This is a genomic window from Empedobacter sp. UBA5924 (assembly GCF_002431085.1).
Taxonomy (GTDB): Bacteria; Bacteroidota; Bacteroidia; order Flavobacteriales; family Weeksellaceae; genus Empedobacter; species Empedobacter falsenii_B.
The window spans coordinates 1-18013 of record NZ_DJDM01000040.1; the positions used below are offsets into that span (position 1 = coordinate 1).

17 protein-coding genes are annotated in these 18013 nt (G+C 30.3%); 12 read left to right on the plus strand and 5 right to left on the minus strand.

The features are described from left to right. The coding region (locus tag B3792_RS11775) for a hypothetical protein (RefSeq protein WP_291069667.1) at window positions 1-200 on the plus strand (200 nt) is incomplete at its 5' end. 45 nt (window positions 201-245) lie between these two features. Here B3792_RS11775 and B3792_RS11780 read toward each other — a convergent pair. Then, the gene (locus tag B3792_RS11780) at window positions 246-653 is read right to left on the minus strand and encodes a hypothetical protein (protein WP_291069668.1); all 408 of its coding nucleotides are present in this window, start codon (window positions 651-653) and stop codon (window positions 246-248) included. A gap of 223 nt (window positions 654-876) precedes the next feature. Between B3792_RS11780 and B3792_RS11785 the strand changes: the two genes are divergently transcribed. The 10 genes from B3792_RS11785 (at window position 877) to B3792_RS11830 (ending at window position 14471) form a co-directional block, all read left to right on the plus strand. Beyond that, complete coding sequence (locus B3792_RS11785; protein ID WP_291069670.1) at window positions 877-2436, plus strand: type I restriction-modification system subunit M; 1560 nt, start codon at window positions 877-879, stop codon at window positions 2434-2436. After that, window positions 2426-3565: a restriction endonuclease subunit S gene (locus B3792_RS11790; RefSeq protein WP_291069672.1), complete on the plus strand. Its 1140-nt coding sequence runs from the start codon at window positions 2426-2428 to the stop codon at window positions 3563-3565. Before B3792_RS11785 ends, B3792_RS11790 begins: the two co-directional genes overlap by 11 nt. Window positions 3566-3598: 33 nt before the next feature. Then, window positions 3599-3940 (plus strand): DUF3024 domain-containing protein, encoded by a 342-nt coding sequence (locus tag B3792_RS11795; protein ID WP_038330365.1) that lies wholly within the window; start codon window positions 3599-3601, stop codon window positions 3938-3940. Between the two features lie 98 nt (window positions 3941-4038). After that, window positions 4039-4887 (plus strand): hypothetical protein, encoded by an 849-nt coding sequence (locus B3792_RS11800; RefSeq protein ID WP_052217414.1) that lies wholly within the window; start codon window positions 4039-4041, stop codon window positions 4885-4887. Window positions 4888-4894: 7 nt separating this feature from the next. Continuing rightward, window positions 4895-6136, plus strand: coding sequence for an AAA family ATPase (locus B3792_RS11805; RefSeq protein WP_236688154.1), 1242 nt, complete (start codon window positions 4895-4897; stop codon window positions 6134-6136). 135 nt (window positions 6137-6271) lie between these two features. Then, window positions 6272-6886: a DUF6088 family protein gene (locus tag B3792_RS11810; protein ID WP_038330361.1), complete on the plus strand. Its 615-nt coding sequence runs from the start codon at window positions 6272-6274 to the stop codon at window positions 6884-6886. Then, entirely contained in the window at window positions 6876-7880 is a 1005-nt protein-coding gene (locus tag B3792_RS11815) for a nucleotidyl transferase AbiEii/AbiGii toxin family protein (RefSeq protein ID WP_038330360.1), read from the plus strand. The genes B3792_RS11810 and B3792_RS11815 overlap by 11 nt, the downstream gene beginning before the upstream one ends. A gap of 149 nt (window positions 7881-8029) precedes the next feature. After that, a complete protein-coding gene (locus tag B3792_RS11820) occupies window positions 8030-11167 on the plus strand; it encodes a type I restriction endonuclease subunit R (RefSeq protein WP_038330702.1) in 3138 nt (1045 codons plus the stop codon). Between the two features lie 8 nt (window positions 11168-11175). Further along, window positions 11176-13233: an McrB family protein gene (locus B3792_RS11825; protein WP_291069679.1), complete on the plus strand. Its 2058-nt coding sequence runs from the start codon at window positions 11176-11178 to the stop codon at window positions 13231-13233. Continuing rightward, window positions 13230-14471 carry an McrC family protein gene (locus B3792_RS11830; protein ID WP_038330357.1) on the plus strand — a complete coding sequence of 414 codons (1242 nt, stop codon included), beginning with the start codon at window positions 13230-13232 and terminating at the stop codon, window positions 14469-14471. The genes B3792_RS11825 and B3792_RS11830 overlap by 4 nt, the downstream gene beginning before the upstream one ends. 251 nt (window positions 14472-14722) lie before the next feature. Here B3792_RS11830 and ytxJ read toward each other — a convergent pair whose 3' ends face one another. The 4 genes from ytxJ to B3792_RS11850 form a co-directional block, all read right to left on the minus strand. Further along, a complete protein-coding gene (ytxJ, locus tag B3792_RS11835; protein ID WP_291069682.1) occupies window positions 14723-15055 on the minus strand; it encodes a bacillithiol system redox-active protein YtxJ in 333 nt (110 codons plus the stop codon). Window positions 15056-15177: 122 nt separating this feature from the next. Next, entirely contained in the window at window positions 15178-16158 is a 981-nt protein-coding gene (locus tag B3792_RS11840; RefSeq protein ID WP_291069684.1) for a type II toxin-antitoxin system HipA family toxin, read from the minus strand. Between the two features lies 1 nt (window position 16159). Further along, complete coding sequence (locus B3792_RS11845) at window positions 16160-16480, minus strand: HipA N-terminal domain-containing protein (RefSeq protein WP_291069686.1); 321 nt, start codon at window positions 16478-16480, stop codon at window positions 16160-16162. Next, window positions 16477-16686, minus strand: coding sequence for a helix-turn-helix transcriptional regulator (locus tag B3792_RS11850; RefSeq protein ID WP_291069689.1), 210 nt, complete (start codon window positions 16684-16686; stop codon window positions 16477-16479). Before B3792_RS11850 ends, B3792_RS11845 begins: the two co-directional genes overlap by 4 nt. A 507-nt stretch (window positions 16687-17193) precedes the next feature. Here B3792_RS11850 and B3792_RS11855 point away from each other — a divergent pair. Further along, window positions 17194-17814 (plus strand): DUF6088 family protein, encoded by a 621-nt coding sequence (locus B3792_RS11855; RefSeq protein ID WP_280046474.1) that lies wholly within the window; start codon window positions 17194-17196, stop codon window positions 17812-17814. The last annotated feature ends 199 nt before the right edge of the window (window positions 17815-18013 follow it).

Here is an 18013-nt window from a genome sequence, read left to right on the forward strand (position 1 = left end):
GTTTTGTTAAGGAACGACTAATTAACTCCTTCAATAAAGAGGTGGGTAATACTGGTTGGGTTGCTGCACGAGCTCACTTTCTAAAAGCATTAACTAATCAATTCGAATCAAGAGAAATTGACTATTCAATCATTAAAAATGAAAATACAATTTCTTTCGCGAAAAAGGTTTTACTAAAGGAAAAAAAATTACACTATTAAAAAACATGAGCCGATTAGCATAAATAATCGGCTCATTTTATAAATTTATAATAATTCGTAAAGCTTTACCTCTCCTCCATTTTTTTCTTCATAACAACTTGCCCAAGTAAAATAATCATATTCAATTTCTGACCAACTATTATCTTGAAATACAAAACCATAGTTTAAGTTACCTTGATTCAATTCAATCGAAACATATAAACGATCTTTGTCTACAAAATCAATTGATTTATCAAACAATGTGTTATTATTTAGTTTTTTAAGCACAAGTTCAACTAAATTATTTGAATTATACTCTTTAAACATATCATCAAACATTATTTCGCCGACAATTACTACGTCTAATTTTTCATTATAACGGTATAAGATCCAATGATGATCTAGTTTTTCAATGGTATCTAAATCAAAAACTGAACAAGTACAAAATACTACATCAGCATAAACTTGACACATAAATTATCTTTTTTATAAATATACTTTTTTATTTCAAAAGCTTCTATCCTATTCTACCTTTTTATTCGTTGTTTATTATCATAGCGTCTTATTTTGTCGCTATACTTCATTATATTTGAAAAACATTAACAAATATGGTTTACCGTAAATAGTTATCCGTTATTATGACTTTATTTGCAGTTATTGTATTTGTATATTTACAAAAAAGAATTGATAAGCATTTATGGCTAAAAAAGTCCAAACAAAAAGTACAGAAGAAATCCTTTGGGATGCAGCAAATAAATTACGTGGTTCGATAGAACCGTCAGAATATAAACACGTGGTATTGAGTTTAATCTTCTTGAAATTTGCAAGTGATAAATTCATCAAACGCAGAGAAGAATTAAAAGCAGAAGGTAAAGAAGCCTTCTTAGAAATACCAGAATTTTACCAGGCAGAAAATGTATTCTATTTACCAGAGGAATCGCGTTGGGAATACATTATCGAAAACGCCAAACAAGAAGATATTACCCTTAAAGTAGATACTGCGCTTAAAACGATAGAACGTACCAACAAATCGTTAGAAGGTGCGTTGCCAGATAATTATTTCTCAAGATTAGGATTGGATCAATCTAAGTTTTCGGCTTTACTAGATACCATCAACAATATCGATACGCTTCGTGATGAATCGCAAGATATTGTGGGGCGTGTGTATGAATATTTCTTAAGCAAGTTTGCCATTGCCGAAGGAAAAGGAAAAGGTGAATTCTATACGCCGAAGTCGATTGTAAACTTGATTGCCGAAATGATTGAACCGTACAAAGGAAAAATCTATGACCCGTCTTGTGGTTCGGGTGGTATGTTTGTGCAGTCGTTGAAGTTTATTGAGAAACACCAAGGAAACAAAAAGGACATTTCGATTTACGGACAAGAATTAACAAATACCACGTTTAAACTGGCTAAAATGAACTTAGCCATTCGTGGTATTTCTGCCAATTTAGGCAACAAAGCAGCCGATACTTTTGCCGACGATCAGCACAAAGAATTGAAAGCCGATTACATCATGGCGAATCCGCCGTTTAATTTAAAAGATTGGCGAGCAGAAAATGAATTAACCGATGATTCACGTTGGACAGGTTATGAAGTGCCACCAAAATCGAATGCCAACTATGCGTGGATTTTGAATATGATTTCTAAATTATCGCAAAACGGAGTAGCTGGTTTTATCTTAGCTAATGGCGCACTTTCGGGTGGTGGAGAAGAGTACAAAATCCGTAAACAAATTATAGAAAACGACTTGGTAGAAGCGATTGTAATTCTTCCTCAAAATATGTTTTATTCTACAGATATTTCGGTAACGCTTTGGATTTTGAACCGCAATAAAACAGAACGCACTGTAGAAGTAAATGATGGCGTAAAAAACTATCGTAATCGTGAAGGTGAAGTATTGTTTATGGATTTACGCCAAAAAGGGGAACCGTTTGAAAAGAAATTCATTCAGTTTGCTGAACAAGAAATTGAGCAGATAGCAGCAACCTATCATAACTGGCAACAAAAAGATTTTGAAACGACTTATGCGAATGAACCCGAATATTGTTACTCTGCAACCTTAGAGGAAATCCGTAAAAAAGATTATTCGTTGGTACCAAGTAAATACATAGCGTTTGTAAACCGTGACGAAAACATTGATTACGATACGAAAATGCAAACGTTGCAAACCGAATTGAAAGACTTGTTTCAGCAAGAAGAAACCTTGAAACAAGAAGTAGCAAACGTGTTTAAATCGTTGGGCTATGAGTTATAAAAAGTTAGGAGATATTGTCAAATTTATTTCCAATAAAAATGTAGATGGTATAGCAACTATTCTTTACGGAATTAATATTGATAAATACTTTATGCCTTCTGTAGCAAACACTATTGGAGTGGATTTAAAAAAATATAAAGTAGTTGTAAAGAATCAATTTGCATGTAATAGAATGCACGTTGGAAGAGATAAACGATTACCAATTTCAATGTCTACATTTGATTATCCATTTATTGTTTCTCCAGCTTACGATGTATTTGAAGTTACAGATGAAAATGTAATTCCTGAATATTTAATGCTTTGGTTTCGTAGAAGTGAATTTGATAGACAATGTTGGTTTTATACAGATGCAGACGTACGTGGTGGATTAAGTTTAGATGCATTAAAATCAATTGAAATTAGAATTCCATCCATCGAAAAACAACGCGAAATTGTAGCCCAATACCAAGCAGTAGCAAACAAAATAAAAGTCAACGAACAGATTTGCGAGAAGTTAGAAGCCACTGCGCAAACGTTGTACAAGCAATGGTTTGTTGATTTTGAATTTCCTAATGAAGAAGGAAAACCTTATAAATCCTCTGGCGGAGCAATGGTGTACAACCAAGAATTAGAAAAGGAAATTCCTGAGGGTTGGGAGGTTGGAATATTATCCGATTTAATTACGGTTAAATATGGTAAAGATTATAAACATCTAAACAAGGGAAATATACCTCTTTATGGTTCAGGTGGTATTATGAGCTATGTAGATGAAATTCTTTATGATAAACCATCGGTTTTAATACCAAGAAAAGGTTCATTAAATAATATTCTCTATATAAAAACACCATTTTGGTCAGTCGATACAATGTTTTATACAATACCTAAAATAGATAATACATTAATTTATGTTTTTAATGTACTTTCTAAGATGGATTTTAATTCTTTAAATGTCGGGTCTGCTGTTCCAAGTATGACTACTGAATACTTGAATAGTATGCAGATTTTAATACCTGAAAATAATGTTTTGAAACCGTTTGACATCGAATTAAATCAATTGGAAGATTATAAAATATCGATTATCAAGCAAAACCAAAAACTCACACAACTTCAATCGTTGTTGTTAAGTCGCTTGGCAACGTTGGAGGGGTAAAGAAAAATTAAACTACTATAAGAATCAACACAAATGGGAAAAGAAATTAGTATTAGCGAAGCATATATTAAACAATTTGTAGAAAGCTTACGACCAGAAGATCACGAGATACGCAAACAATTAGATTTTGGGTATTCTTGGGAAAAGAATACTGCTATTTTATATACGATTCGTCCATTTTGGAATAATCCGAACGAACTAATCCAATCAGAATTTGCTAAAATTCGCTATACAAAAACCACAAATGAATGGAAACTGTATTGGATGCGTGCTTCAGGCATATGGGAGTTGTATGAGCCACACCCAATTGCTGATAATTTACAAGATTTATTAGCGATTATAAAAGAAGATCAGTTCCATTGCTTCTTTGGGTAAAAAATACAAAACACTCCCAACTACAATCGTTGTTGTTAAGTCGCTTAGCAACGTTGGAGGGGTAAACTAAAATTAAACTACTATAAAAAACTTAAATTATGATCTTTAATATTTACTATATTAATTTCCCAAAAGTATATGAAATAAAAATGATGCTAAGTAACGTCATTTCTATTAATAAAGAAACTACCAAAGAAATAGCAGGAGAAAGTCAGTTATCAGTAAAGGCTAAACTGGGCATAAATTTTATGGATTGGTTTAAGTTAGGTGATGCTGAAGCTGGAGGGGATATTAAAGGTTCAGGTACTAGAAAAGTTTTTGAGACATTTGAAGTAAAAACAACTAAATCTGTTATTTTAAGTGATGTTATAGAGAAAGCAAAAGTTAAAAATGACTTTGAAAGAGTTAAAGAAGGCGAGTTAATACGAATAGATGAAGTCAAGTTAAGTCTTGAAAATGAAGACGAATTAAGAGTTGTTAAGTTTATAAATAGTGGTGCTTTTAAAGATTTAGTTGCCCCTGGAACTAATGGGTTTGATATGAATAATCTTTTTAATTCTATGTTTAAGGACTATGCTTATAAAATCAAAGGAGAAGTTACTAATAGTAAAGAAAATATATTAATAAAAATTCCATTAACTTTTGAAAGTGAATTTGAAAGTTCTTACAGTGTAGATGATTTATTTGTAGGTAAGGTTTCAATTCTTGGTATTTATAAAGGGAAGATAAATGTAGATGAACTAAAAAATTCTTTTCAATATTTTCAGGAGCTAGGAGAATTACAAAGTTTAATGTCAAATAAAAATACAGAAGATGATGAAATTCAAGAAAGCCATTATTCGAGCAATTCCTCTAATTCAGCTATGTATTTCAAAAGTTCTGGAGATGGAACAGAATTTCATTATATCGATTTACTAGCAATAGTTCAGAATGTGAATATTCAATAAATGCATTATGAAGACATTACTATTTTATGATAAAGAAGATTTTTATGATTATAAAGAATTTAAGACTAAAGAAGGATATGAAATTCATAGCTTTTCAAAATATACTCGAAATCCAGATTTAATAGCAAACATTAATAGTTATATTGAAATTATAGATTTATCTGTACTTTCAGAATATAATACAATTCAGTTTGTAGTAGAACAAATTTTAATTCAATTTCCTGATGATGTTATATTTATTTGTGATTCCTCAAAAAGAGATATTATAGAGTATGAATTAAGATTTATATTCTGTCAGTTTTCTAATGTTGATAAAGAATCGTTTATAAAAAGTAAAAAAGGAAATAGTGAAATAATTCCAGAAGAGAATATTAAAAAGCGACATCGGAAAATTATCGATTTGACGGATGAAGAACTAAACATCTTTTTAAATGATTTTAATAAAAATTTATATGGACATCCAAAATTCAAAGACGATTTTGCAGAACAAGTTAGAACATTTAGAATTTTTAATAGATTAAAAGAGCATAAAGTACTTTCACTTTTTTTAATGGGGGATTCTGGTGTTGGTAAAACAGAAGTTGCAAGAGTAATTTTTAATTCTTTAAAAGGAAACAAAAGATTAGCAAAAATTAATTTCGGAAATTATAGTAATGAATTTTCCTTAAGTTCATTGATTGGTTCTGCAAGAGGCTATATAGGTAGCGAAGATGGTGAGATATTTATGAAAGTTCGGGACACAGATATTGGAATTCTTTTAATAGATGAGTTCGAAAAATCAAATGCATCATTATTTAATTATTTCTTAGATGTATTAGAAAGTGGGAAAATGACAAGCTCAATGGGAAATGAAATTGATATTAATGGATTTATTATAATTTTCACTTCAAATATTTCAAAAGAAGATTTTCAAAAAAGGATTTCACCTGAACTAAGATCGAGATTTGATTATAAATGTATGTTCACACTTTTAGGTGACATTGATAAAAAGAAATATATTGAATTTCGTACTCGTACAATATCTAAAAAAGTTAATGCAGAGTTTGGAATTGATATAGAAACAGATTTAATAAAATTTATGGATAGAGAAATTAATGTTTCTATATATAATAATATGAGAGACTTGAATAAGAAAATTAAGAAAAAGTTTTTAGAATTCACGATTGATTTTTTATCACAAAATGAAAAAGAAATATTTGAGGAATCTTCAAAGAGTAATTGGAAAAGAAATTTTTTAAAATTGTTTTAAAACTTTATAATGAATTTAAAAACTCATTCATCTACAATTAAAAAAATCATTAAAGTAGTCAAAACCAAAAAAAACAAAAGTAATTTTGTAACAAATTTTCACTAAATTTGTTACAAAATAAAAATACAACACTAAGTGAAATCCTCTAAAAATCAAATAGAAACAAAGATTTTAAAATCATCTTTAGGCGAAATATTTTTCGCTGAAAATTTCTATACGTATGGTTCACCAGGTAATATCCGTTTAACGCTTTTTCGTTTGGTTAATGAAGGCATATTAGAGCGTTTGGCTCAAGGCATTTATCTAAAACCCAAAAGAGATCCGTTGTTAGGTACCCTTTATCCTACTACGGAAGAAATAGCCAAGCAAATAGCACAACGAGACAAAGCACGTATTGCCCCAACAGGTGTATTCGCTTTGTATTTGTTGGGGCTAACCACACAAGTTCCTCTAAAAGCGGTGTATTTGTCCGATGGTTCACAACGAGAAATTAAAATAGGAAACCGTACCATTCAATTCAAAAAAACGGTTCCTAAAAGTTTTGCCATAAAAGATGAATTGCTGCATTTGATTGTACAAGCGTTTAAAGAGGTGGGCCAAAACAACGTAACCGAAGAATTTATAGAAAAAATAAAGCCTTCTGTAGTGCAGCTCGACTCCCAAGTGGTCCAAAAGCAGGTAAAATATGCACCGGTTTGGATACAGAAACACATCAATAACCTTTATACAACTTCTCAAAATGTGGATTAACCTATCAACAGAACAAAAGATACAAGTTTTAGAACAAACAGGTATAGCCAAAGGTTTGCCTGCATTTGTTGTAGAAAAGGATTGGTGGGTGTGTATTTTATTGAAAGCTATTTTTCAATCGTACTATGCAAATTCCATTATTTATAAAGGTGGTACTTCTTTAAGTAAAGCCTATCATATCATTGATCGATTTTCAGAAGATATTGATTTAATTATAGATCGGCATTTGTTAGGTTTTGACGACTTGGATTCAGGAACAAAAATCAAGAAACTAAGAAAAGCATCGGGTTCATTTATTATCAATGAGTTTAGAGAAGAATTGATGCATCAATTGGATCAATTGGGCATTCATCGTGACCAATATGTAATACGATATAATGATAAAGTTGACGATACCAGCGACCCGAATACATTGGAAGTGTATTATCAATCTGTAGTTCCAATGACCAATCCTTATATCCAACAAAGAGTATTGTTAGAAATGGGAGCAAGATCATTAACAGAGCCCGCAGAAACAAAAAACATCCTTTCGTTTATTGATGAAAATTACAAAGAATTATCATTTACATCGGATGGATTTAATGTACAAGTGGTTGTACCAACACGAACATTTATAGAAAAGGTTTTATTATTACATGAAGAATTTTCAAAACCTATAGCTAGAATTAGAACCGACCGATTAACGCGTCATTTGTATGATTTAGATAAAATGATGGTTGCAGGATTTGGAGAACAAGCTCTTGCTGATAATGAGTTGTTTGAAACCATAGTGGAGCATCGTAAAAAGGTTACGCCTTTACGAGGTGTCGATTACTCCAATCACGAAAAAGGAAAATTGAGTATTCTACCACCAAATGAAATAATTGCTCAATGGGAAGATGATTATAAAATCATGCAACAAAATATGATTGTTGGAGATAGTTTATCTTGGGATGAACTTTTACAAAGATTGAAAAATATAGAAAATGCTTTCAATCAAATTCAAGATTTATAATTATAAAATAGTAGCATGATTTCAGTTCATGTTACAAAATGTCAAAAAATGTAACACGTTATTTTCTCATGTTACAAAAAGTCGAAAATTGTAACACGTTCTACTATTTCAATTATCAAAACCAAAAAACACAACTTGAAAAAGTTATTATGAAATACACCGAATCACAATTAGAACAAGCTTTTATTAGCCTTTTGGAAACAGAAGGCTATACCTATATTGATGGAAAACAGTTGCAAAGAAGTTCAAATCAAGAAGTATTGATTAAGGAAGATTTGCGCGCGTTTTTACAAGATCGTTATGAAGATTTAGAAGAAATAGAATTGGAAAGCATTACCAATGAATTGGCGTTTCAATCGACTTCTAATTTGTACGAGTCTAATAAATACATTTGCAAATTATTGGCGGATGGATTTATTTTTAAACGTAACAATCCACAAAAAAAGGATTTACATATACGATATATCGATTGTGATTCGGTAGACAATAACACGTTTAAAATTGTCAATCAACTTGAAATTCAAGGAAGCGAACTACGCATTCCTGATTTGATTTTATACATCAATGGAATTCCTGTCGTTGTTTTTGAATTTAAAACAGCCATAGAAGAAGAAATTACCATTCACGATGCGTACAGGCAATTAACGACACGTTACAAAAGAGACATACCCGAACTACTAAAATACAATGTATTTTGTGTGATTAGTGATGGGGTGAATAACAAAGCCGGAACAGTATTTTCTTCTTACGAATTTTACTACGGTTGGAATAAAATTACAGGTAACGAGAAAAAAGCCTTAACAGGTATAGAGACCACGACTTCTATTGTACATGGAATGTTGAACCAAACAAGATTAGTCGATATTATTCATCATTTTGTTTTGTTTCCTGATTCTTCTAAACACGAGCTAAAGGTTTTAAGTCGTTATCCGCAATATTATGCAGCCAATAAATTGTATCAAAACATCAAAGCGCATCGTAAACCAGAAGGCGATGGAAAAGGTGGAACATACTTTGGGGCGACGGGTTGTGGAAAGAGTTATACAATGCTGTATTTAACGCGTTTATTGATGCGTTCAACCGATTTTGCAAGTCCTACGATTATTATCATTTCAGATCGTACCGATTTAGACGATCAGTTATCGAAGGATTTTACCAATGCCAAGAAATTCATTGGAGATGAAAATATCATCAATATCGAATCAAGAGCTGATTTAAGGTCACGTTTAAGAGGTATCGAAAGTGGTGGTGTTTATCTGACTACGGTTCAGAAATTTGCTGAAGATGCTGAAATTTTATCCGATCGTACCAATATCATTTGTATTTCGGATGAAGCGCACCGCTCACAAGTGAATTTAGACTTAAAAGTTAAAATTGACGAGGAAAAGGGAGTTACTAAATCGTATGGTTTTGCTAAATATTTACACGATTCTTTACCCAATGCAACCTATGTTGGATTTACAGGAACACCTATAGATAAAACGTTAGAAGTCTTTGGAGATGTAGTGGATCAATACACGATGTTCGAATCGGTAAATGATGAAATTACGGTTCGTTTGGTTTATGAAGGAAGAGCGGCAAAAGTCAATTTAGATTATAATAAAGTTCAAGACATTGAAAATTATTACGAAAACGCAGTAGCTGAAGGCGCTTCTGAATATCATGTAGAAGCCAGCCAAAAAGCGATTGCTAAAATGGAAGTTGTTTTAGGTGATAAAGATCGAATTAAAGCGATTGCACAAGATTTTATAGCTCATTATGAAAAACGTATCGATGAACGTGCTACTGTTGCAGGAAAAGCGATGTTTGTGTGTGCTTCTCGTACCATTGCTTATAAATTGTACCAAGAACTATTAGCCTTACGACCAGAATGGGGAGAATTGAATATTTCGGATGGATTAACTGAAAAGGAACAAAAAGATATCAAGCCAATTGAGCGTGTAAAAATGGTGATGACACGCAATAAAGATGATGAAAAAGAGCTTTGGGAACTTTTGGGTAATAAAGATGAACGAAAAGAATTAGATCGACAGTTTAAACAAATCAAATCCAACTTCAAAATTGCCATTGTCGTAGATATGTGGTTAACAGGATTTGATGTTCCCTTCTTAGATACCATTTATATTGATAAGCCTTTACAAACGCACAATTTAATACAAACCATTTCTCGTGTAAATCGAAAATACGAAGGAAAAGATCGCGGATTAGTAGTTGATTATATAGGTATCAAAAAGAACTTAAACAAAGCTTTAGGCATGTTTAATGGTCAAACAGCCGATGATGATTTTGAAGATTTAGATCAAGCAGAAATTATTGTGCGTGATCAAATGGATTTATTACGTCAATATTTTCATCAGTTTGATGCTACTGATTATTACCAAGGAAATCCCGTTGAACGATTAAACTGTTTAAACAAAGCTTCTGAATTGGTTTTACAAACCGAAGATTCAGAAAAGTTTTTTGTGAATGTAACCAAGAAGCTAAAATCTGCCTACAATTTAGTGAGTGGTTCGGAATTGTTTACTCCGAAAGAAGTAGATGAAATCCATTTCTATTTCGCCGTGAAATCTATTGTAGTAAAATTGACTAAAGGTGAAGCGCCAGATACAGCCCAAATGAATGCTAAAGTGTCTAAATTGGTAGAAGAAGCCATCATTTCGGAAGGAGTTGAAGAAATATTTAAGCTCGATGATAATAAAGCGAATGCCATTGATTTGTTTAATGATAAGTTCATTGAGAAAATCTCTAACCTAGAATTACCGAATACCAAAATTAAAATCTTAGAACGTTTATTAAAACAAACCATTAACAATTTTAAAAAGGTAAATAAAGTAAAAGGACAAGATTTTTCAGAACGTTTACAATCCATCATCAACCGTTACAACGAACGTAGCGAAGGCGATATTTTAGATTATGAAGGCATTCAGTTTGATACCGCAGAACAAATGTTAGATCTCATCATCAAACTTCGTGTTGAAATGGATTCGTTTCAAGATTTAGGTATTGACTATGAAGAAAAAGCCTTTTACGATATCTTGGACATGATCTGCAAACAATACGGTTTTGAATTCGATAACGACAAAATGCTTGAATTGGCTCGTGAAATAAAAATCATCGTTGAAAATACAGCCAAATATCCTGATTGGTCTGATCGTGACGATATTAAAGCACAACTCAAGATGGATATCATCGTGAAGTTACATCAATACGGTTATCCGCCAATCACACAGGATGATGTTTACAAAAACGTGTTAGAACAAGCAGAGAATTTTAAGAAGAATAGGTAATAAAAATTATGTATAAAGATTTACAAAAAGAAGTTTACAACTGGCTTTTAGAAAAAAATAAAGTAAATGAAAATTTCACTTTTTCTGTTAGACAAAAAGCAAATAAAGGTGCTGAACTTAATTATTTTATTGGAACTGAAAAGTCAAACTATTTTTCAACAACGTTTTGGTTTATTCCTGTATCATATCCAGGATCTTCAAGCGATTTAATTAATCTTGTTTTTGATTTAAGAAAAGAAAAAATAGAATTTTATATTCAATTTAATCAGACCAAAAACCCTAGTAACGATCAAAATAAATATGATTTAATTCTTGTACAAAATATTAAAAACAGACTTAAAAATCATTTTGATCATGTTTATTATTCTGATGATACAGCCAAGATGGAATTTTTTGGTATTTACTCTACTCCTAAATACGAATCATTTGATGATTTAAAAGATGATCTTGAAAAATTATTAGATAAAGTAATTCCAGCTGTTGATGAAGAAATAGTTAAAATAAAAAAAGAAAATCCTGATTTTATTGCTCATCGTTTTAGTGCAACAGAACAGATTAAAATGCTTCAAAAAATGGAAGAGCGATTCGAAAAATATAAAATTATTGATGATTTAACTGATGATCTATTTGAAGAAGAAAATGATTTAATAGATATTGATTTTGGCAGAAGAAGTCTAGCTCCTTTTAATCAAATCTTATACGGACCTCCTGGTACAGGTAAAACATACAATACGATTAATAAAGCAATTGAAATAGCAAATCCTGAATTTGATTTAACACAAGACAGAAATATAGTTAAATCTGAATACGAAAGATTGGTAAATGAAGGTCAAATTGTATTTACTACTTTCCATCAAAGCATGACCTATGAAGATTTTATAGAAGGGATAAAGCCCGTGATTGAAGAAAATGAAGATGGTGCCAAAAGTGTGGTTTATGAAGTGAAAAACGGAATTTTCAAAGAAATATGTAAGAATGCAGAAAAACCACCATTTGAAAAACTTGAAGTTAAAAAAAATTATTCTTTTGATGATGCCTTTAATGATCTTGTTTTGGAAGCGAATGAAAAACTTGAAAATAATGAACAATTATTTCTTCCAATTTTAACTGAAAACTTAGGTTTAAAAATAGTTGGTATTTCAGATAGAGGAAATTTAATTTTAAAGCCGATTTATTCTGATGATGCAAAAGAATACATTGTTTCATACTCTCGTGCTGAAAAATTACAACAAGTTTTTCCTGATTTATCAGTTATAAAAAACATTGACAAAGAATTTAGAGCGGTTATTGGAGGTTCAAATTCAACAGCTTATTGGTCGGTTCTGAATTACATCAACAATAAAATAAATTCAGAAAAAAAATCTACTTCTCAAAATATTGCATTACCACCTAAACCATTTGTTCTCATCATCGATGAAATCAACCGTGGTAATGTTTCTCAAATTTTTGGAGAATTAATTACATTGATTGAAGAAGATAAACGCTTAGGAAATAATGAAGAGTTAGAAGTTACTTTACCATATAGTAAAGAGAAATTTGGAGTTCCTTCTAATCTACATATTATCGGAACGATGAATACCGCCGATCGTAGTGTTGAAGCTTTAGATACTGCTTTGAGAAGACGTTTTGTGTTCGAAGAAATGCTTCCAAAATACGAATTGGAAGAACTTCAACAAAATCTGTATGGTTTTTCCGCATCTGATATTTTGAAAACAATCAATCTACGTATTGAAAAATTACTGGATCGAGATCACCAAATTGGTCATGCATATTTCATCCATAAAAATGAAATAACAATTATTGATTCATTCTATAAAAATATAATCCCATTATTGCAAGAATATTTCTTTGGAGATTATGGCAAAATTGGATTGGTATTAGGGAAAGGATTTATTCAGGAAGATAGCGATTTTAAAGATAATAAAATTGAAACTTCATTTTTTGCTAGTTTTAATTATGATAATGCTGAAGATTTCGAAAACAGAATATCTTATAGAGTATTAGGCTTAAATGATAAGGACTTTGATTTCGAAAATGCGATCAAATTATTAATGAATAAGAAATGATTGTGATAAAAGACAATCGTATTACTGTTTTCGAACATGATAAGCTTTTCTTTAATCTGAAAAATGACAAAGAAAAACAACTTCATGATGCTTTAGAGCTCTATCACGGAAATTATACACCATTTTTTAAACTCATTAGAAATGGTGTGCAATTCAATGAAAATGTTGGGGTTATTCAAATAGGGAAAATAACCATTGAAGTTTTGCCCAAAGTCGATAAATCAGGTGAAGAAAAATGGCGTAATTTATTGATTGGAATGATCAAAACGGTATGGGGATTTGATGTAAAATCAACAGGTTGTAGTTCATTAAAACTAAAATCAAACTCTATGTTAGAGCTTTATTTTGAATTATTTATTTCTGAGGTTGAATATTTATTGCACAGAGGATTAATCAAAAGATACCGTAAAAATGAAGGAAATCAAACTTCATTAAAGGGAGCTTTACAATTTTCAAAGCATATTTCGCAGAATTTGGTTCACAAAGAACGATTTTATGTAAAATATACGCAATATTCTAATGAACATACGATTCATGAGATTCTTTTTAAAACAATAAAATTATTAGCTAATCTTAATTCAAACCCACAATTGAAAGGAAGAATTGGATCATTATCTCTTAATTTCCCTGAAATGGGAGAGATAAAAGTAAATGAATCTACTTTTAATAAAATTGTATTAGATCGAAAAAACCAACACTACCAAACGGCTTTAGAAATCGCCAAATTATTATTGTTAAATTATCATCCTGACGTTTCTAAAGGGAGAAACGATGTATTGGCTTTAATGTTTGATATGAATAGTTTGTGGGAACAGTTTATTTTAGTGACTTTAAAAAGAAAACTAAAAACACATAATGTAACTTCTCAAGTGACCAAGAGTTTTTGGAAACCTGATTCTGGTTACTCATCCAAAATGCGTCCTGATATCATTCTAAAATGCAAAGAAAATCATCAAATTTTTGTTTTAGATACAAAATGGAAAAACCTAAATGGTTACAATCCTTCACCCGAAGATTTGCGTCAAATGTATGTGTATCACAGATTTTATCAAGCTAAAAAAGTTGCTCTTGTATATCCTTCAGATCAACATTCAATTCAAAAAGGAAATTATTTCAGTTCAGAAAATCATTTAGAAATGTCTGATAAAGAATGTAGTATTATGCAAATTGCAACGGCTTCAGATATTAAAGTTTGGCAAGAGGAAATTGTAAATCGAATTAAAATATTATTAGATTAATCTAAATTTTTTGTCACAAAAATCAACAAAATTTGTGACAATTATTACAGTATAAATATGACAGAAACATCTAAAAATCAAATAGAAAAAAAAATTTATAAATTTCATTTTGGCCAAATAATTTTTTGAGTTTACAATATTCAAAATTTTAAAATCCATAACTTAAAATGTCCGTTATTTCATACAATTTAATATGTTTTGCATGTAATAACGGACATTTATGCTTGATCAATAATTATTTCTAAAATATGTTATAAATTAACTAGTAGATCTAATTGTTTCTGAATTTCTTCATTTTTTATTTTACGATGCGATGCATTGTACACACATTTTCCATCTTTTATAATTAGGATTTGCGGTGATTCGTGCTGAACATTGTATCGTCGTTCAATCTCATTAGAGAGTGGTCTATACGTTAATAAATCTAAATAATTTAGTTCAAAATCGCTTTCTTTTACAATATCCCAAATAATATCACATAATCCACAAGTTGTACTGTGTTTATAAATAATTTTTGGTTGATTAAAAGATGCTTGATCAATTTGATCTAAATGATCTAAAGTTGTAATATCTATTTTTTTCATTTTTGATTCTATTATTTCGCTTCTAAAATTACGTTGAAAAGAAAGAATAACCTATTCTATTTTCCTTATATTATAAATCATAAAAAATGTTTTAAGGAAATCTCCTTGTTCATTTTTTCAATCTATAATATTCTCAGTTTCTTCAATCGACGCTGATAATTTTGCAAATAATTACGTTTTAACTTATCAGATAAAAACGATTTATTGATTAAATCTTCCACTTGATCTTCTTTGGATGTTAAATTTTGAATGACTTTTATAATTGATTTTTCTGTCATTTCAGCTTTCTCTCCTAAAATAAATAATTGGTCTATTATTTTACCTTTTGAGATTGATTTAGGTAATAATCCTTCTTTTAATGCAAAATCTGCATCGTCAATATGAATTTTGGTATTCAATAAATCATAAGCTGGACTTAGTTTAAAATCGCCTTGCTGAGTTTCTATCAACGAAAAATTCTTTAAATGTGCATCTCCATTAGAAAACAGATAATTGAAAACAATCAAAGCGAATAACTTTGGAGTTTCTACTTTCCAAGCAGGGACATATTTTTTCAAGGCTTCAAATAATTCGAGATAATTTCCTTCATACTTGTATTGTTCTCCATCAGTTGCAGGAGATTTCCTTAATAAAGAAGCGAAATCCTCTACTGCTAATTTATTTCCATATCCATCATAATCAAAACGCTTCGTAAAGTATGCTGGACTTCCATCTTTAAAAAAAACTAACGCATTTTCTGCTGTTTCAATTTTAAAAATTTGTTTAGCAATTTGCATCGTCAAATGTTCGTTAGCTGGTGCAAATTCACTGTTTTTAGGTAAATCAGAAATCGGTTTCAGTATATATTGACCGCTTTCCTTTTCATTCGTTAATCGTAATTCATTTCCATCAAGAATTAAAGAATATTTCTCTTGAAATCCCGAAATAGAAATATGTGTTTGATTTTGGTTAAAACTACTTTTATCCTTACGATCAGTTGGCGAAGTATAATTTAAAATTGGATTCACTTTTTTTCCATTAAACAACTTCTTTAATACACTTGGACTGTACGCATTAAAATTTTCTTTTAAAGAACCGGGACAATTAATTAATTCTAATTTCATTTTACACTCTTTCTATTGTTACTGCACCAATTGTATCTATTTTAGATGCTTTCAATAATATTCCAAAAGCATCATCTTCATCAATCTTATATGTTTTACAAATCATTCGTTTATTTACCCCTTCTGGTAATAAATGATAGAAAAAAGGAAACAAAGTTTCAGAATCAAACTCTTTTTGATTTTTAGGCAATGTTAAACTTATAGAAGGTTTAGAATCATCCGATAACCAATCTTCATTATAGATAAAATGAAAACTACCATTATCCAATTGCGTTAAAACTCCTGCCCTTTCACCTTTATATAAAATTTGAGCAACTCTCATGATTCAATTGTTTTAACCTCTAATTTAATTTCTAATCCTAAGGCATCACACAACTTTTGTAGTGTTTCTAACGTTGGATTACCTTTACCACTTTCAAATTGTTTTAACGTGCGTAAGCCAACACCAGAAATCTCTGCTAATGTTTCTTGTGATATCGCTAAAACTTTACGTCTTTCTTTGATTTGATTAATTATTGATAGTGTCATATATTGCACTTTTAATGTAAATTTAGAAATAAATAAGCTATAAAACAAGAAAAGTGCAATGAATTGCACTTTCTAAAGAGTGTTGCTCGTTTTTAGTCTAAAAGCATATAAATAGTGCAATATATTGCACTTAATAAATCTTAATTTGAAAACAGAACTAAATAATGGGGAGGTTAGATGGATTTGAAAAAGCTAACCCAAGCTATATTTGTAAACTTATAAACTTTAAATACAGTGCATTTTTAAAGAAATAGGTCAAAAAAACGTGAAAGATGAATTCTTAAATCTAATACATTCTACTGAGCTACAATTAAATAATGTAGTCATTCAAAAAACAATTAAAGTACACTCCTAGGTTTACAAGATGATATTTTCAAATTAACAGTAGATGAATGATGAATTTGGGCGAAAGTTACAAGATATAGAATTACTATAATTACATTTTTAAAATTAAATTTTGTCACAAATTTTCACTAAATTTGTGACATAAAATTAACCAAAAACAAAATGAAATCAGCTAAAAATCAAATAGAAACAAAGATTTCAAAATCATCTTTTGGCAAAATATTTTTTTTAGCTGATTTCTCAAAATATGGCTCTTCAGATAACATCCGTAAAGTACTTTCTCGTTTAGAAAAAGAAGGTTTAGTTGAGCGTTTAGCTCAAGGTATTTATCTTAAACCTAAAAAAGATCCGTTGTTAGGTACTATTTATCCCACAACTGAAGAAATAGCGAAACAAATCGCACAACGAGATAAGGCACGTATTTCTCCCTCAGGAGTTTTGGCTTTATATTTATTAGGATTAGCAACTCAGGTTCCTTTAAAAGCTGTATATCTAACTGATGGATCACAACGCGAAATAAGAATAGGAAATCGTACCATTCAATTAAAAAAAACAGTTCCTAAAAGCTTTGCCATCAAAGATGAATTATTACACTTAATTGTTCAGGCTTTTAAAGAAATAGGTCAAAAAAACGTGACAGATGAATTCTTAATTCAAATACAACCTAACGTGCAACAATTAAATAATGAAGTGGTTCAAAAACAATTAAAGTACGCTCCTGTTTGGATTCAAAAACAAATTATTAATATCATTAAAGAGCAAAACAAATCAAGAATTATTTAATCAGTAATATTAAATTGTAATAATTAAGATTGATTCTTTTATCGGATATTGCTAATATTTCGTTAAAATATTAATACTTTTTGTACACCAATAGTACACCACACTCCCCTACACTATTGATAAATAAAGGCTTTTATACTTTCTGCATCTGGAAGTAACACTTATTAAAAATTATGTTATGTCGTACTTCATGACTTCG